Origin of the sequence: Listeria rocourtiae FSL F6-920 (assembly GCF_000525975.1) — a bacterium.
GTDB lineage: Bacteria > Bacillota > Bacilli > Lactobacillales > Listeriaceae > Listeria_A > Listeria_A rocourtiae.
In genome coordinates this window covers 1-21892 of record NZ_AODK01000016.1, presented here as the reverse complement: position 1 = coordinate 21892, position 21892 = coordinate 1, and the positions used below count along the sequence as shown (strand labels likewise).

Annotated in this window: 15 protein-coding genes and 2 pseudogenes; 13 read left to right on the top strand and 4 right to left on the bottom strand. The window is 42.6% G+C overall.

The window, feature by feature from the left end; all coding sequences use genetic code 11:
• Positions 1-10 precede the first annotated feature (10 nt).
• Entirely contained in the window at positions 11-1873 is a 1863-nt protein-coding gene (locus tag PROCOU_RS06450) for a MucBP domain-containing protein (RefSeq protein WP_036070642.1), read from the bottom strand.
• Positions 1874-2299: 426 nt separating this feature from the next.
• Here PROCOU_RS06450 and PROCOU_RS06445 point away from each other — a divergent pair, with 426 nt between their 5' ends.
• Together PROCOU_RS06445 and PROCOU_RS06440 are read left to right on the top strand one after the other, a co-directional pair.
• Complete coding sequence (locus tag PROCOU_RS06445; RefSeq protein WP_036070639.1) at positions 2300-3295, top strand: DUF4003 family protein; 996 nt, start codon at positions 2300-2302, stop codon at positions 3293-3295.
• 132 nt (positions 3296-3427) lie between these two features.
• Positions 3428-4286, top strand: a pseudogene (locus PROCOU_RS06440) (aldo/keto reductase).
• A gap of 74 nt (positions 4287-4360) precedes the next feature.
• On the opposite strand, the gene PROCOU_RS18355 reads toward PROCOU_RS06440, so the two are convergent.
• Positions 4361-4603 (bottom strand): hypothetical protein, encoded by a 243-nt coding sequence (locus PROCOU_RS18355; RefSeq protein ID WP_244266250.1) that lies wholly within the window; start codon positions 4601-4603, stop codon positions 4361-4363.
• A complete protein-coding gene (locus PROCOU_RS18350; protein WP_244266249.1) occupies positions 4584-4889 on the bottom strand; it encodes a TetR/AcrR family transcriptional regulator in 306 nt (101 codons plus the stop codon). Before PROCOU_RS18350 ends, PROCOU_RS18355 begins: the two co-directional genes overlap by 20 nt.
• Positions 4890-5043: 154 nt before the next feature.
• Between PROCOU_RS18350 and PROCOU_RS06430 the strand changes: the two genes are divergently transcribed.
• The 4 genes from PROCOU_RS06430 to dnaB all read left to right on the top strand — a co-directional run bounded on the left by PROCOU_RS06430 (position 5044) and on the right by dnaB (position 11320).
• Positions 5044-7176 (top strand): MMPL family transporter, encoded by a 2133-nt coding sequence (locus PROCOU_RS06430; RefSeq protein ID WP_051994243.1) that lies wholly within the window; start codon positions 5044-5046, stop codon positions 7174-7176.
• 294 nt (positions 7177-7470) lie between these two features.
• The gene (locus PROCOU_RS06425) at positions 7471-9447 is read left to right on the top strand and encodes a DHH family phosphoesterase (RefSeq protein WP_036070637.1); all 1977 of its coding nucleotides are present in this window, start codon (positions 7471-7473) and stop codon (positions 9445-9447) included.
• A gap of 1 nt (position 9448) precedes the next feature.
• Entirely contained in the window at positions 9449-9895 is a 447-nt protein-coding gene (gene rplI, locus PROCOU_RS06420) for a 50S ribosomal protein L9 (RefSeq protein ID WP_036070634.1), read from the top strand.
• A 57-nt stretch (positions 9896-9952) separates the two neighbouring features.
• Entirely contained in the window at positions 9953-11320 is a 1368-nt protein-coding gene (dnaB, locus tag PROCOU_RS06415) for a replicative DNA helicase (RefSeq protein ID WP_036070632.1), read from the top strand.
• Between the two features lie 97 nt (positions 11321-11417).
• On the opposite strand, the gene PROCOU_RS06410 is transcribed toward dnaB, so the two are convergent.
• Positions 11418-11906 carry a GNAT family N-acetyltransferase gene (locus tag PROCOU_RS06410; RefSeq protein WP_036070629.1) on the bottom strand — a complete coding sequence of 163 codons (489 nt, stop codon included), beginning with the start codon at positions 11904-11906 and terminating at the stop codon, positions 11418-11420.
• A gap of 221 nt (positions 11907-12127) precedes the next feature.
• Between PROCOU_RS06410 and PROCOU_RS06405 the strand changes: the two are divergent.
• From PROCOU_RS06405 to PROCOU_RS06375, 7 genes and pseudogenes are all read left to right on the top strand, one after another.
• Positions 12128-14825 (top strand): annotated as a pseudogene (locus PROCOU_RS06405) (alpha-mannosidase).
• The gene (locus PROCOU_RS06400) at positions 14822-16135 is read left to right on the top strand and encodes a glycoside hydrolase family 125 protein (protein ID WP_036070626.1); all 1314 of its coding nucleotides are present in this window, start codon (positions 14822-14824) and stop codon (positions 16133-16135) included. The pseudogene PROCOU_RS06405 and the gene PROCOU_RS06400 overlap by 4 nt, the downstream one beginning before the upstream one ends.
• Positions 16136-16519: 384 nt before the next feature.
• A complete protein-coding gene (locus PROCOU_RS06395; protein ID WP_036070624.1) occupies positions 16520-17167 on the top strand; it encodes a YesL family protein in 648 nt (215 codons plus the stop codon).
• 24 nt (positions 17168-17191) lie between these two features.
• Positions 17192-18769: a sensor histidine kinase gene (locus PROCOU_RS06390; protein ID WP_051994242.1), complete on the top strand. Its 1578-nt coding sequence runs from the start codon at positions 17192-17194 to the stop codon at positions 18767-18769.
• A 155-nt stretch (positions 18770-18924) separates the two neighbouring features.
• Positions 18925-20430: a response regulator transcription factor gene (locus PROCOU_RS06385; RefSeq protein WP_036070623.1), complete on the top strand. Its 1506-nt coding sequence runs from the start codon at positions 18925-18927 to the stop codon at positions 20428-20430.
• Between the two features lie 508 nt (positions 20431-20938).
• On the top strand, positions 20939-21217 hold the full coding sequence (locus PROCOU_RS19260) for a VTT domain-containing protein (RefSeq protein WP_133620703.1): 279 nt from the start codon (positions 20939-20941) through the stop codon (positions 21215-21217).
• A gap of 50 nt (positions 21218-21267) precedes the next feature.
• Positions 21268-21702, top strand: a complete 435-nt coding sequence (locus PROCOU_RS06375) for a universal stress protein (RefSeq protein WP_036070621.1) — start codon at positions 21268-21270, stop codon at positions 21700-21702.
• Positions 21703-21892: the final 190 nt, after the last annotated feature.

Sequence of the window (21892 nt, the reverse complement as noted above, 5' to 3'; positions counted from 1 at the left end):
TATTATTTTTTTAACGTTTCCGGAATAATCGTCCTCCTAGCAACAGACAGAGACCTCCTGTGGCATACCACACCCAAGGGGAACTATCACCAAGTGGTGCTAATCGATCGCCATGTTGTGAGGATGTATCTTTGGGTGATGGCTGTTGTTCTTCTAACGGCTGGCTTTCGGCAGGTGTTGTGCTTAGTGGTTTTTCATCGCTATCGTTATCATGATGAGGCGCATCAGTGTCACTCGCGTTGTTTTTTTGATAGACAAAGGCAACGGTTTGCGGTTGGTCGGTGAAGGTGCCTGTGGCATTATCTGGCGTTTCAGTCAGGGTGTAGCCGGCAATGTCTTTCGCCTCAGCCTGATAAGCTTGATCCATATCACCTGTTAAAAGGATGGGTTCTTCTAACACCTGACCATCGACATCTTCGTATGTCACCGTCACCGGCTGACTTTCTTTTGCTTGTTTCTGATAGACAAAAGCAACGGTTTGCGGTTGGTCGGTGAAGGTGCCTGTGGCATTGTCTGGCGTTTCAGTCAGTGTATAGCCGGCAATGTCTTTCGCCTCAGCCTGATACGCTTGTTCCATCTCCCCTGTTAGAGTGATGGGTTCTTCTAGAGTCTGGCCATCAACATCTTCGTATGTCACCGTCACCGGTTGACTTTCTTTTGCTTGTTTCTGATAGACAAAAGCAACGGTTTGTGGTTGGTCGGTGAAGGTGCCCGTGGTATTATCAGGCGTTTCAGTCAATGTATAGCCTGCGATGTCCTTCGCTTCGGCATGGTACCGTTCAAATTGTTTGCCTGTTAACGTCGTAGGCTTCTCCAATTCTTTTCCATCAGAATCTTTGTACGTGACAGTGACTGGGGAACCCTCGGGAGCTTCAAGGACTTGCTGCTTAAATACTATTTTGATTAACTGACGATTGTCATCTGCTCCTTCCTCCCTAAAATCGATGACTCCCTCGCCCTTTGTCCCCGAGGTTAACCAAGTCAGTTGATGAGTGGTGGCGTTGTAGCAAGATATATCACTACCGTATCGTTGGTCTAATGTAGCAGTACCTTCATTTAAGGGTAATAAGCTGTTTAGACCATATGCCTCAATGGTGACCGACTGACCAACATACGCATCTGGTAGAACTGGTGAACTGGTTAGCCACCAATAGCCCTCTGAATTGTTAAACAGCGGTAAATCTTGGATTGGTCGGACATCTGTAAATGTTCCATTTACGTCTAAGTAATGTAATTTCGTCAGGTTTTGCAGTGGGGTCAGATCTTGTACTTTATTCATTGATAGATTTATTTTCTCTAAATTAGTTAAGCCCGCTAATGGACCTACATCTTGTACCTTTGATCCTACCATGCTTATCTCTTTAAGCTGGGTCAAGTTGGTTAGGGGTGTGAGGTCTTGTATCTCATCATTATTTTCAAAATATAATCCCTCTAACTCGGTTAAATGTTGGAGAGGGGTGAGGTCACTAACATTACTGGACTCATTGGTTCCCGCTACATTATAAAATTTCTTTAGGTGATGGAGATATTGTAATCCCTCGAGGTCTTGGGCAACTGGCCCATTATAGTCTGCGATTAATTCTGTTATACTATCCAGTTGTGATTGTGTGACAGGAGCCGTTAGGTCTACTTGGAAAACCGAGGTACCTTGAATTTGAGCAGCTACGGAGGCGCCTAGTACGTAGTCTGGGAAAATACTTTTGTATGTACTCCCTTCTGGGACTGTAGCATAGGATGTCGACTCATTTTGTGACGTCGTGGTAGTCGTTGCTTGTACGTGTGGGCTGTAGATAGCTAGTGGTTGAATTAACGAACTAATGATTACGCTTACAACCGATAAGCTACGACCTATAGTCTGTTTTGTTAGTTTCATAGTTATCCTCATTTCTATTATTTTTATTGGCGAGGTTAATGGACACCTACATATAATTGAGGAATTTCCAAAGATATATAGAAAAACTAGTTGTCCATTTTGAGCACGTCTTGGCAGCCTTAGAAATAGGTCATCTAAGGCTGGCTGGTTACTATGCTGATTGTTGTACACTTTAATTTCATGATACTTTGTAGTTCCTGGCAATGATTCACAGTAGGTGTTTCACATAAATTCGCATAGATTCAGCATAACAAACTTCTATCAGCAAAGAGAAATGCATTTTATAAATAGCTATCATTATAAAATGTAATGCCAGTTTTTAGGTCATCTATTAGTTTCCTCATTTTTTGTCACGCATTGTAGTCTTTTTTATCCTTTGGTACAATAAGTATAATAAATTGGATAATACCGAAGGAGTGCATGTGGATGACTGAGTTTGCTTTTGATAGTGGAAAAATAGTGCAACAGTTATTGGTAAACTTTCAAGAGGTCAATAATTCGGGTGTAATGGGTGTTGATAAGCGCATTAGATTTTTAGTAGCGCAACTTTTTACAAGTGAGAACGAAGTCATTGATGGCCAAGCGTTTAAAGCGACAACGACCTTATTTAAGAAACAATTAGGCTTTTTCAATGCGCTAGATGGAAATACGCGGGCATCGCTGGCAGGATTGTTGCTAGTGAATGGACAGAGTGATGAGAAGACAGTAGCGCGGGTGATTGATCATTATGAGCTCCTTGTGGAGGCCGGGTTCAAGCGAACTAATTTCACGTATTTTGGGGCTTATTTACTTTTGAAAGCGGATAAACCGAAGCATGTAGCAACGCGCGCGCATGATATTTACATGGCTTTGCGCAAACAGCATCCCTTTTTGACGGGGGCGGAGGATGTGACATCAGCGGTGTTAATGGCGCAGCTGGATACGTCGCTTTCGGTGGAACAGTTAGCCATGATTAATGAGTATTACTTTACCGAATTTAATCGTGCTGGTTTTCGAAAAAATGATAGTTTACAATTTTTAGCGGCAACATCTACCCTTATTTTCTTAGAGTGTGACGTGAATCATGTGAAAAAAGTAGTCCAGTTAATGAAGGAACTTGAGCGTGCGGATGTGAAAATTCGACCGCTTCACTATGTAACACTGGGGATTTTAGCTTATGTGCAGGAGAGTACGGAGCTTGATGTGGCATTTTTTGATTTGCTGGAAGCGATGCGTCATGATAGTGGTTTACGGTGGAATCGTGAGTTTTATACAGCTATGGCGCTTAGTTTATATACAGAGGAACAGGCGCGCAATATGACGAGAGAGCAAGTTGAAAGCTTGATGGTGTCTGTACATGTGTTGATTGCTATTGAAAGAGCGGCCGCAGCAAGTGCTGCAGCAGCAGCGAGTGTGGCTGCGGCGAGTAGTGGAGGTTCTTAATTGACTTCACTTGATGAGCGTGTGAAAATAAGAAAGTAAGTATTTATCAAATAAGATAAAGAGGTGTTCTCCTTGAACAAAATTAATCTTGGTAACAGTGGCTTGATAGTGCCTGAAATCGCGCTAGGTTGTATGCGCATGGCTGATTTATCAAAGGATGATGCAACAAAAATGATTAACATAGCGATGGATGCGGGGATTAATTTCTTCGATCACGCGGATATTTATGGTGGCGGTAAGTCTGAAGAAGTTTTTGCGGATGCGGTTGGAATGAATCCAGCGATACGTGAAAAAATGATTTTACAGTCGAAATGTGGTATTCGTCCAGGGATGTTTGACTTTTCCAAAGAGCATATTTTGACTTCTGTAGATGGTATTTTAAAACGCTTACAGACAGATTATATTGATATTTTGTTGCTACATCGTCCAGATACATTAGTAGAGCCGGAAGAGGTAGCCGAAGCGTTCACAACACTTAAGAAGAGTGGCAAAGTGCGTGAGTTTGGTGTTAGTAACCAGAATCCGATGCAAATCGAATTGTTAAGTAAAATATGTGGAGCAAAAATTAGTCGCTAATCAGCTACAACTCAGTATTACTAATACGGGGATGATTGATGCGGGGCTGAATGTGAATATGGCAATAGACCGCTCTGTAGATCGCGATGGTAGCATTTTAGACTATTGTCGTCTGAAAGATATCACGATTCAAGCTTGGTCTCCTTTCCAATTCGGCTTTTTCGAAGGTGTTTTCCTCGACAACCCGAAATTCCCAGCGTTGAATCAAGTTATCGATCGTCTTTCTGCTGAAAAAGGTGTGGGGAATACAGCGATTGCAACAGCTTGGATTTTACGTCATCCAGCTAAGATTCAGACCGTTGTTGGAACAATGAATCCGGAACGTTTACAAGCGATTAGTGAAGCATCCAATATTACATTGACACGCCAAGAATGGTACGAGATTTATTTGGCAGCAGGTAATGAACTACCTTGATATAAGCCTCATAATAAAAAAGACTACACGTGTTTTTCATCAGAGTATAGGATGAAAAACGCGTGTAGTTTTCTTTATAAATTAATTTTTACCGGTAAAACTGCTTTAAATAGTTTATCCATTTGTGCCCAATCTGCAGGGGTAGGCATTTGTTGTGACCAGTACATGATTGCCCCTAGATTGGCAGCGTAGATATATGTCAGTAACTCTGCAGGAATGTCATCTGATACGGTTAGCTTATCCATGTTTTCTTCAATATCTTTCTGAAACTCCGTCAAAAAGAAGGAGGCCATTGTTTTAAAAAAAAGTATCATCATTTTTTTGCTTTTCTAAAACGAGTTGCATGTCCATGTAGACGGTATCGAAACCAGATTGAAAAGGATGGTTGATTCGATTTTTGATGTCTAATGCAAAATACTCTTGGAACTGCTCGTGCAGCACATATGTCAGTAAGTCATATTTATCATAAAAATGCTTGTAAAAGGTCGTTCGGTGAATCAGGGCTTCTTTACAAATACTGTTCACCGTCACACTGGCTAGTTCCTGTGTTTCAAGCATATGTAGTAGTGTTTTATAGAGGGCTTTTTTTGTTTTTTTGTACACGTAAATCTGAATCGTTCATCTACACATCTCCTAAAGTGTTGCTTAACTATACAAAATATACAATCTGATTCTTACATTTCATTTCAGAATCGTGTAATATACACTGTATGTCTATAAATATATCATAGCGTGATTCTAAGGAGGAAACAACCAATTGGCCAATTTACTTTATAAACTAGGGCAGACCTTTGCTAAACACAAATGGAAAACGATTATTTCTTGGCTTGCTGTATTAGGAATAATTGTAACTGTTCTAGGTATTAATGGTATTAATTTTACCGACGATATAAAAATGAGTGGTTTAAAATCACTGGATACATCGAATAAAATTGAAAAAGAATTCAAGCAGGATAGTCAAAAAGGCAGCATCCGTATCGTTTTTAAAAGCGATCAAGAAAAAGGTATTGTGACACCTGAATCTCAAGCTGCAATCACAAAAGTTTTAGCAGAAATTAAGAAAAATGATCATAAAATTGGAAGTATCGCGAACCCGTATGAAGCTAAAACAATTAGCCCAGATATGACAACTGCTTTTGCGGATATTAGCTACAACGTCAATGCGATGGCTGTAACAGAAAAATCCATCGATAAAGTCAAAGATGCACTAAAAGGCATGGATGATAAAAATCTTCAAACGGAATTAACAGGGAATGTTATGATTACACCAATGGATATCGGTGGTTCATCAGAAGCAGTCGGTATTGTTGTAGCGCTAGTTATTTTGATTATCGCATTTGGCTCCGTCATCGCAGCAGGGTTACCAATAATCACTGCGATTCTAAGCTTAGGCACGAGTATTGGCATTATTGCGATTATTTCAAGCTATTTCGAAATGCCAAATGTTACGCTCACACTGGCCGTCATGATTGGCCTTGCTGTTGCAATCGATTACGCGTTATTTATCCTATTTAAATACCGCCAAATCATTCGAACAGAGAAAAATCATCTAAAAGCAGTCGGACTCGCAACAGGAACAGCAGGTAGCGCGGTTATTTTTGCCGGTATAACAGTTATCATCGCCGTATGTGGTTTGTCGCTTGTTGGCATCGAATTCCTGACGGTTATGGGGCTTGCATCTGCACTCAGCGTCCTTTTTGCTGTGCTTTCTGCGCTAATTCTAATCCCAGCATTCATCGGAATTTTCCATAATAAAATCAGACCGCAAAAAGAAAAAGCGGCCAAAAAAGCTGACAACGTTTGGACAAAATTTGTCGTTGGAAAACCGCTTATTGCCTTTTTACTCGCAGTTATCGTACTTGGGGGACTGAGCATTCCATTTGGTTCGATGGAACTCGGTATTCCAGATAACGGCTCGAAACCGAAAGATTCCACGGAGAAGAAGGCATACGATATTCTATCCGACAAATTTGGCGAAGGTGTTAATGGACCATTAGTTATTTTAGCGGATACGACAGATAAAGGTAGTGCAACGCATTTGACTGAAGTGACCGAACATATCGCCGGCATGAAAAACGTTGCAATCGTGACGCCACCAATACCGAATAAGAATGGCAATTACGCGCTTATTTCCGTTATTCCAAAAACGGGACCGACGAACAATAAAACAACGCAACTCGTTCATGACCTTAGAAGCTACGCCAAAACAGCTGATAGCAAATATGGCATTAACATGGAAGTAACTGGTCAGAGTGCGATTAATATCGATATGTCACAAAAACTTAACGATGCGATTCCAGTTTTCGCAAGTGTCATCGTTGTATTGGCATTTATCCTGCTAACTGTCGTGTTCCGCTCTTTACTAATTCCGCTTACAGCTGTACTTGGCTTCGTACTTTCACTAACAGCGACACTTGGCTTCACGACAATGGTTATGCAAGACGGCGTGTTTAATGAACTGTTCGGCATCAGCACCACCGGACCAGTTCTTGCCTTTCTTCCAGTCATCACGATTGGTATTCTTTTTGGGCTCGCAATGGACTACGAGGTATTCCTCATGTCCCGCGTACACGAAGAATATACGCTAACAAAAGACAACACTCATTCCATCAAAACCGGTTTGAAAGAAAGCGGACCAGTTATCATTGCAGCAGCTCTAATCATGTTCTCTGTTTTCATCAGTTTCGTTTTCGCGCCGGACCCAATGATCAAATCAATCGGGATTGCGCTAGGCTTCGGTGTATTATTCGATGCATTTATCGTGCGTTTAACAATCATCCCAGCCCTAACAAAACTATTTGGAAAAGGTTCATGGTACATGCCGAAATGGTTGGATAAAGTGCTGCCATCGATGGATATTGAGGGGCATCATTTGAAGGATAAGAAGTAGGATTTATGTAGATAAAAGTGCGCTAAGGTGATTTGGCGTGCTTTTTTCTACATAGCCAGTGTATCCAGTAGAAACTCTATTATTTCGCAACCAAACAAACATTGTTACATTTTCACTTCATAGTAACATTCAAAACCCGATTTATGGTATGATTAAAGTATTCTTATCTTCGTATGATAGCGAGGATGGAATTCTAAGTGAATGCTTGGAATTTTATAATTTATAAGACCGATTACATAACAAATGATACCTAATTTCGATGCTAATCTAAGAAAGCAAGGGGGCTTATTGCTGATGTCAGGCTTTTTTCAGAAGAGAATGCTGAAGTATCCATTGTATGGGCTAATAGCAGTCGTACTTGTCCTGACGGTTGTCACTTTTTATTATAAGTGGTGGTTGGCAGTACTTTTATTTGTCGCTGTTACATCGCTCATTATAACACTGTTTTTTATGGAGAATCGGCTGAATAAAGAGGTTCAGGAGTATATTTCGAACTTATCGTATCGAATTAAGCGCAGTGAGGGTGAGGCGCTTGTTGAGATGCCGATGGGGATTTTACTATATGATGAGAATTATAATGTAGAATGGTTCAATCCGTTTATGGCGAAATATTTCGGGCAGGATGATGATATTTTAGGTTCGTCGCTCGCGGATGTTGGACCGGAATTTTTAGCGGTGATTCGTGGGGAAGATGATCAAGGAATCCAGTCGATTGCATGGCGTAATCACCGTTTTGACACGATTGTGAAGCGGAAGGAACGCATTATTTATTTGTATGACCGGACGGAATATTATGATCTGAACACGCGATATCAGGCGGATAAATCTGTTTTTGGGATTATTTTTCTCGATAATTATGATGAGTGGACACAAGGTATGGACGATCGCCGGCGTAGTGCGCTGAATAATTTGGTGACGTCAATGTTAACGAACTGGGCGAAGGAGCATCGGCTGTACTTGAAACGAATTTCTTCGGATCGTTTTATTGCTTTTTTGACGGAGGCGCAGTTGGAGAGGCTGGAGGAAGAGAAATTCCAGATTCTTGATCGGATTCGTGAGCGGACGTCGAAGCAGAATATTCCGCTAACATTGAGTGTTGGAATTGGTTACAAAGAGGATGATTTGATTGATTTGGCAGATCTCGCGCAGTCGGGGCTTGATTTGGCGCTCGGTCGTGGTGGTGATCAGGTCGTTATTAAGCAACCTGAAGGCCAAGTTCGTTTTTATGGTGGAAAGACGAACCCGATGGAAAAAAGGACACGAGTTCGGGCACGGGTCATCTCGCAAGCATTACAAGAACTTATCACACAGAGTGATCAAGTTTTTGTAATGGGGCATCGTTATCCAGATATGGACGTTGTGGGTTCAAGCCTCGGTGTGATGAAGATTGCAGAAATGAATGAGCGGCAAGGGTATGTCGTCGTCGAACCAGGAAAAATGAGTCCAGATGTACAGCGCTTAATGCGTGAAATCGAGAAATATCCAGACGTGATTCGCAACATTATCACACCGCAAACCGCACTTGATACAATAACCGATAAGAGTTTGCTTGTCGTCGTCGATACACATAAGCCCTCGATGGTTATCAATCGTGAATTGTTGGAAACCGCGGCGCATGTGGTGGTTGTGGATCACCATCGTCGTTCGGAAGAATTTGTGGAAAACCCAGTGCTTGTGTACATTGAGCCATACGCTTCTTCAACCGCAGAATTAGTCACAGAGCTTTTTGAGTACCAACCAGCCACTGAAAAAGTTGGAAAAATTGAAGCAACGGCGCTCCTTTCAGGGATTGTGGTTGATACAAAAAACTTTACGCTACGCACGGGTTCCCGTACTTTTGATGCGGCAAGTTATTTGCGCTCACTTGGTGCAGACACGGTTCTGGTACAGCAATTTTTGAAAGAAGATATTGAAACGTTTAAGCAACGTAGTCGTTTAGTCGAGTCGCTTGAAGTTTACCATGACGGAATGGCGATTGCGACAGGACGCGAAGATGAAACTTTTGATACGGTCATTGCAGCGCAAGCAGCTGATACAATGCTTTCGATGGAGAGTGTTCAAGCCTCGTTTGTTATCACGCTACGACCCGATAAAATGATTGGAATTAGCGCGCGTTCACTCGGCGAAATAAACGTTCAAGTAATTATGGAAAAACTGGGTGGCGGTGGACACTTGTCCAATGCAGCAACTCAGATAAAAAATAGTACAGTTTTAGGAGCAAAGAAACAACTTGTAGAAGCCATCGATGCTTATTGGAAGGGAGAAAACTAAGATGAAAGTTATATTTTTAAAAGATGTAAAAGGTACAGCTAAAAAAGGTGAAATTAAAGAGGTTGCAGAAGGCTATGCGCAAAATTTTCTTATCAAAAAAGGTCTAGCAACACCGGCAACGAGCAGCAGTATTAGCGCTCTTGAAGGCCAAAAAAAGAAAACTGAGAAAGAAGCAGCACAAGAATTAGCAGACGCTAAAGCATTGAAAGAAAAAGTAGAGAAACTAACGATTGAATTAAAAACAAAATCAGGTGAGGGCGGTCGTCTTTTTGGCTCCATCACATCAAAACAAATCGCACAAGCCTTAGAAAAAGATCACAAAATCAAAGTCGACAAGCGTAAAATCGATCTTCCAGAAGCAATCCGGGCTCTTGGACACACAAAAGTCCCAGTAAAACTTCACCATGAAGTCATTGCTACATTGGATGTTCATGTTACCGAAGAATAATCAAGTGGTTTTACTAGCTATGCCTATGCATTGTTATGATTGAGAGAGGAGATTTTAATGGTGGATAACCTTCAAGACAGAACACCACCTCAAAATGTTGAGGCTGAGCAGGCTGTTTTAGGTGCTGTTTTTCTACAACCTGAAGCCTTGATTACAGCCTCAGAAATTTTAATGCCGGATGATTTTTATCGTCAGGCGCACCAACTAATTTTTCAATCCATGTTGGAACTTAGCGACCAAGGAAAAGCAGTCGACGTTGTGACTATTTATGAAGCATTGGCATCAACGGGTAAAATTGAAGATGTTGGCGGATTGCCATATTTGACCGAGCTTTCAGGCGCAGTTCCGACCGCAGCCAACTTGGAATATTACGCCCATATTGTGGAAGATAAGGCCTTGCTTCGGAGGTTGATTCGCACTGCGACACAAATCGCGACGGATAGTTATGCGCGCGAGGATGAAGTTGAAACGCTGATGGATGAAGCTGAAAAGAATATTTTAGAAGTTTCCTCACGCAAAAATGTCGGAGCTTTTAAAAATATTAAAGATGTCCTTGTCAAAACATATGATGATATTGAGATTCTCCATAATCGAAAAGGTGATATTACTGGTATTCCAAGCGGATTTAGCGCGTTAGACCATATGACTGCGGGCTTTCAGCGTAATGATTTGATTATCGTTGCGGCTCGTCCTTCTGTGGGTAAGACTGCCTTTGCACTAAATATTGCCCAAAATGTTGCGACTAAAACCGATGAAAATGTCGCGATTTTTAGTCTCGAAATGGGGGCGGAGCAGCTTGTGATGCGGATGCTCTGCGCAGAGGGCAATATCAATGCTCAGAATTTGAGGACAGGATCACTAACCGCTGATGATTGGCAGAAGCTGACTATCGCGATGGGAACTTTGTCTAATTCAGGTATTTATATTGATGATTCACCAGGTGTGCGCGTCAATGAAATACGTTCAAAATGCCGACGTTTGCAACAAGAAGCTGGACTTGGGATGATTGTGATAGATTACTTACAACTAATTTCTGGAAGTGGTCGTAACGGTGGTGAAAATAGGCAACAAGAAGTTTCCGAAATTTCACGTTCTCTTAAAGCGTTGGCACGGGAGTTGAAAATCCCAGTTATCGCATTATCGCAGTTATCCCGTAGTGTGGAGTCACGACAAGATAAGCGCCCAATGATGTCAGATATTCGTGAATCTGGTTCGATTGAGCAAGATGCGGATATTGTTGCGTTCTTGTATCGTGATGATTACTATGATCATGAAAGTGAGAATGACGGAACGATTGAGATTATCATTGCGAAACAGCGTAATGGACCAGTTGGAACCGTGCAATTGGCATTTGTAAAAGAATACAATAAATTCGTAAATCTCGAAGTTAGATATGATGATGCGCAAGTTCCGTATGGAGCCTAGACGATAAAAAGTAGTTGTAGTAACCAATTTGGTTGTTGCAACTACTTTTTTTTATTCTGTAAATTATAGCAAAATCCATGTATTGCTCTGTTTTGTTTTAAACGGTGTATGTCATCGTATAGTCGTCCATGATGAAGCCACCACCGACATCGGTTATAAGCGCCTTTTCGACAGAAAAACCCATTTTTTTGTAGGCTTCGATGGAGTTTGTGTTGTACTTATTTACGAAAAGTCGGATGCTGGGCAAATTATTATTTTGTGCGAATTGGATGATTTCTGCGAAGAGTTGTTTGCCGATTCCTTGTTTGTGATAGGCAGGGTTGATGTACAGCTTGCTTAGGAATAGTTCAGCGCCTTTCTGATAGAATGCGGCGTAGCCAACGAACGTGGTTGATTTATAGGCCATTAAGTAGGTTGTGCCGTTCTCTATTTCGCTATATATTGTGTCAGCGGATTGGAATTTTTTAAGCATGTAATCGATTTGTTCCTTGGTAATGATGGACGGATAGTGCTCGTGCCAGATATAGTGCGCAAGTTCGGAAATATGTTGGCTATCTTCTTTTGATTTTGCGATTTTAATATGCATGGTAAAACTCCTTTATTTTAAGTATGCAGTAATAGTAGCATAATGATGTTTTAATGGGAAGCAAGGCGGATTGTAAAGGTAGACAAAACACATAAAAATAGACTTATCATAGAAGTTGCACGCGTGTCATTGATTTTCGAAATTAGGGCAGATATACTAAAAATGAAAACGAATACAAAAATGGCTGAAAAACTGTTTTGGGATTGGTGAGAGGGGCGGAAATGATGAAGAAAACAGCGTACATAATTTCACATTCGCATTGGGATCGGGAGTGGTTTTTGCCACTTGAGACGTTGCGTTATCGGTTGGTAACGTTGCTAGATGAGACGGCGAATTTGTTGGAGAATAAAGACGGATTTGATTATTTTCATTTAGATGGGCAGACGATTATGCTGGAGGATTATTTGTCGGTAAAACCTGGAGAGAGGGAGCGGATGGAGCGCTTGGTCCGAGATGGGAAATTGCGGGTGGGGCCTTGGTATATGTTGCAAGACGCATTTTTAACGAGCAGTGAAGCGAATGTGCGAAATTTACTTTATGGTATGCAGGATGCGCAGGCATTTGGAGCGGTGGAGAGAATCGGTTATTTTCCGGACACATTTGGGATATATGGACAGGCACCGCAACTTGTGAAGCAGGCTGGAATGGATTCGGTGATTTTTGGGCGCGGTGTGAAGCCAACAGGGTTCAATAATCAGGTTTTTGAGGGTGGCTATACGTCGCCATTTTCGGAAATGTATTGGGAGGCACCTGACGGGACAAGGGTTTTGGGTGTTTTGCTAGCCAATTGGTATTCGAACGGGAATGAGATTCCAGTGGAGCGCGCGGCAGCAAAGGCGTTTTGGGATAGAAAACTCTCGGATGTTAACGCCTATGCGTCGACGGGAGCATTGCTGTTCTTGAATGGATGTGACCATCAGCCGGTGCAGGTGGATTTACCCGAGGCGCTGGATGTGGCGCGGGAGCTTTATCCAGACATTGATTTTAAGCATAGCAATTTTACCGAATATGTTTCGGAATTGCGGAAGTTATTGCCGAGTGATGATTTACAAGTGATTGAGGGCGAGCTTACGAATCAGCGGACTGATGGCTGGTCGACGCTTGTGAATACAGCTTCGTCGCGGATGTATTTGAAGCAAGCGAATCAGCGGGTGCAGCAGTTATTGGAGAAGCTTGTGGAGCCAATTGCGGTGATGGCAACACAGGTTGGGAAGACTGTGTACCCGGAGGAGTATTTGAAATTTGCGTGGAAGTTGCTGATGGAAAACCAGATTCATGATAGCATTACAGGTTGTAGTGTTGATGCGGTGCACCGAGAGATGGAGACTCGCTTCATGAAAGCGGAACAGGCGGCGCGCGCGATTTTGGATGATAAGGTGACGGGGATTGTGCGACAAATGGATACGATAGCAAAATTTGATGGCGGTGCGGAGTCGATACCGATCGTGGTGTTTCATACATCGGGTTACGCGGCTACGAGGGTCGTGACGATGGATGTGGAGTTGGAGCGGACGTATTTTGCGGAGATGCCGTTTGAGGAGATTCCGGCTTATTTGAACGGTTTACCGAGTGTGCGGTTGGAGATTCGGGATGAAAATGGTAATTTGGTGGATGTGGACGTTACGGAGCTTGGGATGCAGTTTGATTATGAGTTGCCGGATCGTGCATTTCGGAAGCCTTATTTTGCGCGACGATATCAGGTGAGCTTTGTAGCGGAGGACTTGCCGAGGTTGGGTTTTGCAACTTATTTTGCGGTACCTGTGGCTGGTGAAATTGAGGTTGTGAGTGTTGAGAATGACGCGAATCGATTGGAAAATCAGTTTTTGGAGGTAGCTATTGCGGAAAATGGTTCATATTCTGTGAGTTGTAAGGAGTCAGGACAAATTTTTTTCTGGGCTTGGAACGTATGTGGATCAAGGTGATATTGGGAATGAGTATATGTTTAAGGAGACTGGCGACAAGAAGCGGATATCAACGGAGAACTTGGTCGCTGAGCTTACGGTTTTAGAGAGTTCGAAGGTTCGTAAAATCGTAGAGATTAGGCACCGGATGATGTTGCCGGAGAGTGCCGATACGGAAGCTTTTGTAGATGAGAAGGCGCGTGTTGTTTGGCATCCTGAGCGAGTGTCGCCAAGGTCGAAGCAATCTAGGGAATTTGTCGTGCGAACGAGATTGACGCTTGATTATGGTTCGAAGGCGTTAAAGGTAGATGTGCGGATGGACAACCAAGTAGCGGATCATCGTTTGCGGGCGATTTTTCCGACTGGAACGGCGTGCGCGACGCATTTTGCGGATAGTGTTTTTGAAATTGTGGAACGGCCTAATCGGGTGAGTGAGGAGTGGCAAAACCCGAGCAATGATCAGCGACAGCAAGCTTTTGTGGCATTGGCGGGCTTGATGGTTGTAAATCGTGGTTTGCCAGAGTATGAGGTGAGCGTGGATGGCTCAGAGATTCGCTTGACGTTGCTTCGTGCGAATTCGGAAATGGGTGATTGGGGGAACTTCCCAGCTCCAGAAGCGCAGTCATTTGGTGAACAAGTGGCAGAATTTTATGTCATGCCGTATGTGGAAGAGACGCTTCGGATGGAGGCAGCGAAGCGGGCGTATGAGTATCAGATGGAACCGTTTGCTGTTCAAGCGGATGGGCAACATGATGGAGAGCTTTCGAGCCACATGGAATTCGCGATGTGGAAAGATGCCCCAGGTTTAATTTTCTCTAGCTGGAAAAGGGCGGCGAGTCGGGATGCAGAAATTTTACGTTTTTATAGTGTAAGTGAGAGGATGCAGGAGTTGGTTTTACTCAGTGACATGCGAAAAACGACAATTTTAGAAGAAGCTAGTCCAGATGAGGAGTTAGCAACGAATTGGCAGATTGCGCCGAGTGAAATTATCACGTGGAGAAAAGAGGATGAAAAATGACGACGAAAAATGTGCCGAAAAGCTTTCAGAAAATGATTGATCGGGTTGCAGAAGTGTTTCCAGAGCACCTGAAATTGCAGGAGATGTTTCAGCAATGTTTTTTAAATACGTATACAACAACGCTTATTGAGACGAAGGAAGGCTTGCCATTTGTTATTACTGGGGACATTCCAGCGATGTGGTTGCGGGATTCAACGAGCCAAATTCGGCCATACTTGATGGTCGCAGAAGAAGATCCGGAGATAGCGACAGTGATTGCGGGTCTTGTGAAGCAGCAGATGCGTTTTGTGCAGTTGGATCCGTACGCTAATGCCTTTAATCAAGAAGCGAACGGGAAGGGTTTTCAAGCGGATAAGACGGAAATGTCACCACATGTTTGGGAGCGGAAATACGAGGTTGATTCACTTTGCTATCCGATTCAATTAGGGTATTTGTTATGGCAGAGCACGGGAAGCTTGGCACATTTTGACACGGATTTTCGGCAGGGTGTAGCAGCGATTCTGGATGTTTGGAAAACGGAGCAATATCACGAAACGAAGTCGCCGTATTCGTTTGAACGTGAGGATGTGCGCCAATCAGATACGTTGAATCGTGATGGCAAGGGGACAGAGGTTGCTTATACTGGTATGACGTGGAGCGGCTTCCGGCCTAGTGATGACGCTTGTCTTTACGGTTATCTTGTACCAAGCAATATGTTTGCAGTGGTCGCGCTTGGATATCTTGAAGAAATAAACGTTGCATATTGGCGTGATGCGAGCTTAACTACAGAAATTGCATTGTTAAAATCAGAAATTGAGCAGGGAATTCAAAATTTTGCGGTGCAAGAGCATCCCTATTACGGTGAAATATACGCCTACGAAGTAGATGGAACTGGACGCAAAAATTTTATGGATGACGCAAACGTTCCGAGTTTGCTAGCTGCGCCTTACCTAGGCTTTGGCGATTTCACCGATCCAAAATATCTTGCAACACGGGATTTCATTTTGAGTCGGGAAAATCCTTTTTATGTAGAGGGCAGTCAGTTGACAGGGATTGGTAGTCCGCATACGCCAGATCATTACGTATGGCCAATCGCGCTTAGTGTGCAAGGGATGACCGCGACAAGTTTATCAGAAAAATTAGCGATTCTCGAAATGCTTACGACAACAGATGGCGGCACTGGTTTCATGCATGAAGGCGTCAATGCGAGCAATCATAACGAATATACGCGTGAATGGTTTGCTTGGTCAAACGCGATGTTTAGTGAGTTTGTGCTAAGCCTTTGTGGTATGTGTGTGAAAGGCTCTCCACTAGCCAAAAATATAAAATAGAGTAGCGAAGAGTTTGGACAAACTCCAGATGAGATAAAGATCGCCCTATCCACTTTTTGGGCAGGACAAAAATTTTGCTTCACACAAATTGAGCGAAAGCGTTTGTATTCAAGGGATTTGGAAGGATTACATGCTCGCTTTGCTCTCATGTATATTGGGACTGTAGCTCATTTTATTTCGAACAGTCCCAACAAAGCGGAGTGTACGACTGTACATGATGACTGAATGCAGGGAGAGGGTAGTTTCCTCGACCATGCAAGAAGTTAAGCGAAACTGCTCTTGTGTAGCAGAACCGGAAGTCTGCTAAATCCCTTGAATGCGAGCGCTTGTCGCCGATTTATCTGGGTTATGTCCCAACCTTTTTCGTGCTAGGAGATGGTATATATGGAAAAAGTAGAAAAAATGGATAAATTCTTTGTTGCCAGTCAATGGTTAATTCGCTTCGTTTGGGCAAATCTGATTTGGATGTTTTTAATTATTATCGGTCTAGGTGTCTTCGGATTCATGCCAGCAACGGCAGCTCTTTTCACAGTAACGCGAAAGTGGTCACAAAAAGAAATTGATATCGCGATTTGGCCGACAGCTTGGAATGCTTATAAAAAAGCGTTCCTAGAAACCAACATAGCAGGCTTGTGTTTCGTTGCTATTCTAGGATTCTTATATATTGATCTTCGCATCGTGTTTGCAACAATGAATGGTTTAGCGTCAAGTTTGCTCTACTTCTTTTTATTCTTCTTGTTTGGTATGACAATACTTGCACTCGTCAACTATTTTTCTGTATACGCACATTTTATTTATCCGCTAAGAGGTTACATCATTCAGTCCTTTTTACTCGCTTTCACAAGTTGGAAAACATCACTGCTCCTCATTGCAGGCTTTGGGGTCGCAGCGTATTTGATTGCCCAAGTCCCAGCGCTACTTCTTTTTATTTCCGGAGTTTTGCCAGCATATTGGGTGATGAAAGTAAACCTCATTCGGTTTCAGAGAATGCAAGCAAAAATGACAGCCCAACCCGCGCAAGATATGGCATAATAGGGACTGGGGGTGTTTTCTAAAATGAGTGCGCACAAACTAAAACGGCGAATTTTTCAGCGAATGTTATTGATTTTTTCCTTAACATCGCTGTTCACCGTTGGATTATTATTATTTTTCATATCAAAATACTATACAAACATAAAAGTCGATGCGGTGCTCCAAGAAACAAAAACAGTTTCGGAATCACAACTTGTTGCTGTAGGTCGAAAAGAGGCTGCGCTCGTAGCTATGACGCAGGAAATCTACAAAAACAGTGAACTCATGAATGATGTCCAAGTCGCGATGACACATGATTATGCGGATTATATCAGGCAAAATATTGATAATTATTACGAAAAACAGGGATTTTACAGCGTGGATTTGCAGAGTTTTCTAAGGTCTTACTTTACATATGATGACGATGTAATCGCGGTGCAGCTCGTGTCTGCGGACAAAGAATTCACGTACACATTTCCGACTAATTATGGCAAATGGCAACCAATTTACGAAAAATACGGCGAACAAAAATTACTCCAAAGCGCCTCCAAAAAAGAGAACGTATTCCGCGTCGGCTCAAGTGTTGTTTTCAAACAGATTATCAATGACCCTAGTACACTACAACCACTCGGTACAGTACTAATGTATGCTGACCCAGAATTTCTAGGAGAGCTTATTCCAAAAGCAAAATCAGCGTCCACATTTGCTGTTTTAAATCGCGTTAAAACAGTGCTGTATAGCAATCACTCACTACCTGACATCACGTCTGCGAATATTGAAAACGGTTACCGTTATGACAGTGGTTATATCCAAACCACCGAAGAGCAAGCATCCGGCGTTTTCGGTCAAGTCATTGTCCCAGAAAACCAAATCGGCGGAATCCCTGTCCTCCAGTGGACCTTATTCGGCATCGGTGTTATTCTTGTCCTAATCTCCATTGCAATCAACTTTTTCATCAGCAGACGTTATTCTAACCGCATTCAAGTCATCATCGACGGCATGGATCAGATGGAAAAAGGTGAGCTCCACGCCAAGCTACCAGTCGATGAACGCGAAGACGAACTCACACTAATCAGCCAAAGCTTCAACAAAATGGGTGATAGCCTGAATGACTATATTAAGCAAGTTTACACGCTCGAAATCGAGGAACAGAAAGCACAGTTAAAAGCGCTACAAGGCCAAGTCGAACCTCATTTCCTATACAATTCCTTGGAAGCGATTCGGATGCATGCGAGGCTAGAAGGGGCGAAAGTAACTAGTAATATGATTTACCATTTATCCACGCTGCTCCGCTACACCGCTGATAACATTGAGATGGTCACGCTTGCCGATGAGGTTAACTACGTCCGCCAATACCTCCAATTCATGGAGCTCCGATACCAACAAGAGGTCCCATTCTTCCTAGAAGTCGAAGAACCACTATTGGAGCATCCCTTTTTAAAATTCACACTACAGCCACTCGTTGAAAATTTTTTCAAATATGCGCGACATGAAGAAAAAAGAACAAGTCTTACATTTAGCGTGAAACGACTTGATGATATACTCGAAGTCAAGATGCGTGATGATGGGCGCGGTATTAGCGCAGATAAAATGCGCCAAATAAAAAAAAGATTTAGCGAGTGAGAAAGGTGAGCAAGGCCGAATTGGGCTCGTCAATATTCATCGTCGTATCCAGCTGTATTTCGGAGAACAATATGGACTTACAATTACGAGTATCAAAGGCCAAGGTACAGAAGTGATGCTATGCGTTCCGTATACATCGGAGGGGAGGAGAAACTATGTTGAGAATGCTTTTAGTAGATGATGAACCGCTTATTGTGCAGGGCTTACAGGCGGTAATTCAAGAGTTTGATGAAGAGATTGAGATTATAGGAACTGCCAAAAACGGGGTGGAGGCACTAGCCCATTTTTCGAATGAGCCGTGTAATCTTGTCATTACGGATATCAAAATGCCAAAAATGGACGGTCTGCAGCTGATTGAGGAGTGGAAAAAAGAACAGCCTGAGACAAAATTCATCGTTTTGTCAGGCTTCCAGGAATTTGAATACGTAAAAAGAGGGCTTGCCATCGGGATTGAAAACTATCTGCTCAAACCGCTAAACGAAACGGAATTACTTGAAACAATCACGCAAATTAAAGAAAAGGTGGAAGCCGATTTTCAAGCAGCAGGAGATGACGAAGCGTACTATATTTTGCGGGATAATGCACTTTGGCGCTGGTTGAACAACCGTATTGGAATGGAGGACTGGAAAGAACGGATGGCGCTATACAAAATGCCGCTCGCTAAGGACATGCGAACAGCGCTCGTTTGGATACAACCGTTATACGGCCAAGTAAATCGAACAGAGGAAGGCTGGCAGAAACTCCAAAGCCATTTACGCGCAGAGTATCCATTCATGTTGCTGAATCCCGAAGAAGAGTTACTTATTGGGTTAATGGCGGAGGATGATGCAGGAATTGCTGCTCAAATCACAACGGTGTATGAAGAAATTGGAGCTTTGATTGGCGTGGAGCAATGCTTTTTCTTGATGAGCGAGGTCGGAACCGGAACGGCCTATTTTCCCAAAGCATTCCGTGGGCTTGAACAGCTACTCCAAGAACGACTCGTTTCCTCACCAGGAACACTTATATCAGCCGACAAGGTTTTGCCACATCGCTGGCGCCCGAATTTCAGTCAACATCAATTAGCGCGCGCCCTTGTTTTGCAAGAAAAAGAAAAGACACTCGCTTGGCTCAATCAATTCTTTGGTGAATGGGAGGCGCATCTTTACGAAAGTGATCCACACCAAGTCATACGAGTACTTAGCGAAGTCGCATTAATGATGTCCGAATCCGATCCCGAACAGCTACTAAAGGCGATTCGGCAACTAGATGGTGCGGCAACCCCGTGTGAACTCAAAACAACGATGCTGGAACTCATTCACCCATTTTTTGATCGCAATCAGCCTGATGACAATAGCAAAAGCCCGATTATCCAGAAAATCATGTCTCATATCACTGAGCATTTCACAGAAGGCATGTCTCTCAAAACGCTAGGTGCAAAGTTCCACATTAATGCCGTTTATCTCGGTCAACTTTTTCAAAAAGAGGTCGGTAGCCATTTCACAGATTACTTAAACCAATATCGCGTCAACCATGCAAAAGAAGTGTTGCTCACAACGAAGCAACCCGTGACAGCCATTGCTGAAGAATCAGGATACACCGACATGGCTTACTTTTACCGCCAATTCAAAAAATATACTGGGTACACGCCAAATGGCTTCCGCAAAAAAGAGAAAGTATAGTAATCAAGCAGTCACGTTTTCGAATTTGCTAAGCACAAAATGTCAAGCTATAATTGGAGTTGTAGAGGGGAAAAGGGGAGGGAGAACATGAATATCCGTCTCAAAGTAATGTTTATTGTACTAGGCCTCATCGCGATTATCATATTAGGCTACATTATTTACAAGGATTATTCTGCTGATTTCAAGCTATTTCTTGATCCGGATGCAGATAGAACGCAGCTGATGGAGAGTATTCGTAGGCATAAGTTAAAAGATGCCTTGCTACTAGTAGCTTTGACAGCTATCATGTGCGCCATTCCTGGTGTTCCTAACTCAGTTATCGGTATTCTTATCGGCGTGAGCTTTGGCCCATGGTTAGGTGTGCTTATGAATGCCACCGGAAATATATTAGGAAATTTCATCGTGATTATTATGTTACGTAAATTTGGAATATCCAAAAAAGCAAACAGGTCAAATCAATTCATAAAAAGCAAACAGGTCAAATCAATTCATAGCCAATATTTCACGCATGAAAAAACTGTTCTTCGGCATCACAGCGGGTTACATGATTCCAATACTCCCATCCGTTATCGTGAACTACACAGCAGTCAAATTAAAAATACCACTAAAATCACTTTTGCTAGCGATTACATTAGGTGTTTTACCTACTTCATTCCTATATGCATTTGGAGGGGATGCGTTACTAAAAGGAAATACTAAAATTGCTATTTTATCCATTGTTTGTATTGCCTTGCTCGTAATTTTACTGAGATTTATCCAGAAAAGGCAAGCAAGAATCCATGCATAGTCGTATTGATTGTAGCAAGAATATAAAATAAAGAGAGCGAGTGAAATGAAATGACAAATAAACAAATTTTAGTAGCTATCGATGGCTCAGATCAGTCCAATGATGCTTTTCAAGAAGCCATCCGCATCGCAAAATTAGAAAATGCTAGTTTGGTCTTCTTTACAGTTATTCAAGAAATCATGCCGAATAATGACGAGCTCTACTTATCGCTCAATGTACGTCCAGAAATGGATGACGTGTATCGTGCCTTAGCTGAAAAAAGACTGGAAAGTATGACTGCGACAATTGATTCAGACGTAGCGTTCAAAAACGAAACGGTACACGGCGATCCGAAACGTAGCATTATCGAATTTGCAAAAGAAAACGACATCGATTTAATCGTTATCGGAGCAACAGGAAGAGGGGCCATTGAAAGAACACTGATTGGCTCGACGACTGCATACGTTGTTAACCACGCTCCATGTAATGTAATGGTAGTCAAATAAAAAAGATCATCTGGCTCATAACCCAAATAAATCGGCTCTCAAGCGCTCGTATTGTTGGGACTGTTCGAAATGAAGTGAGTTACAGTCCCAATATGCATACGAGCAAAGCGAGCATGTAATCCTTCTTAGACTGTTCGAAATGAAGTGAGTTACAGTCCCAATATGCATACGAGCAAAGCGAGCATGTAAT

Excerpts from the sequence above, each read along its gene's own strand:
- PROCOU_RS18355 (WP_244266250.1), bottom strand. The coding sequence starts at position 4,603 with ATGATGATACTTTTTTTTAAAACAATGGCCTCCTTCTTTTTGACGGAG.
- PROCOU_RS19260 (WP_133620703.1), top strand. The coding sequence starts at position 20,939 with ATGAAAAAACTGTTCTTCGGCATCACAGCGGGTTACATGATTCCAATA.
- rplI (WP_036070634.1), top strand. The coding sequence starts at position 9,449 with ATGAAAGTTATATTTTTAAAAGATGTAAAAGGTACAGCTAAAAAAGGT.
- PROCOU_RS06395 (WP_036070624.1), top strand. The coding sequence starts at position 16,520 with ATGGAAAAAGTAGAAAAAATGGATAAATTCTTTGTTGCCAGTCAATGG.
- PROCOU_RS06385 (WP_036070623.1), top strand. The coding sequence starts at position 18,925 with ATGTTGAGAATGCTTTTAGTAGATGATGAACCGCTTATTGTGCAGGGC.
- PROCOU_RS06400 (WP_036070626.1), top strand. The coding sequence starts at position 14,822 with ATGACGACGAAAAATGTGCCGAAAAGCTTTCAGAAAATGATTGATCGG.
- PROCOU_RS06445 (WP_036070639.1), top strand. The coding sequence starts at position 2,300 with ATGACTGAGTTTGCTTTTGATAGTGGAAAAATAGTGCAACAGTTATTG.
- PROCOU_RS06390 (WP_051994242.1), top strand. The coding sequence starts at position 17,192 with ATGAGTGCGCACAAACTAAAACGGCGAATTTTTCAGCGAATGTTATTG.
- dnaB (WP_036070632.1), top strand. The coding sequence starts at position 9,953 with ATGGTGGATAACCTTCAAGACAGAACACCACCTCAAAATGTTGAGGCT.
- PROCOU_RS06425 (WP_036070637.1), top strand. The coding sequence starts at position 7,471 with ATGTCAGGCTTTTTTCAGAAGAGAATGCTGAAGTATCCATTGTATGGG.
- PROCOU_RS06450 (WP_036070642.1), bottom strand. The coding sequence starts at position 1,873 with ATGAAACTAACAAAACAGACTATAGGTCGTAGCTTATCGGTTGTAAGC.
- PROCOU_RS06410 (WP_036070629.1), bottom strand. The coding sequence starts at position 11,906 with ATGCATATTAAAATCGCAAAATCAAAAGAAGATAGCCAACATATTTCC.
- PROCOU_RS06375 (WP_036070621.1), top strand. The coding sequence starts at position 21,268 with ATGACAAATAAACAAATTTTAGTAGCTATCGATGGCTCAGATCAGTCC.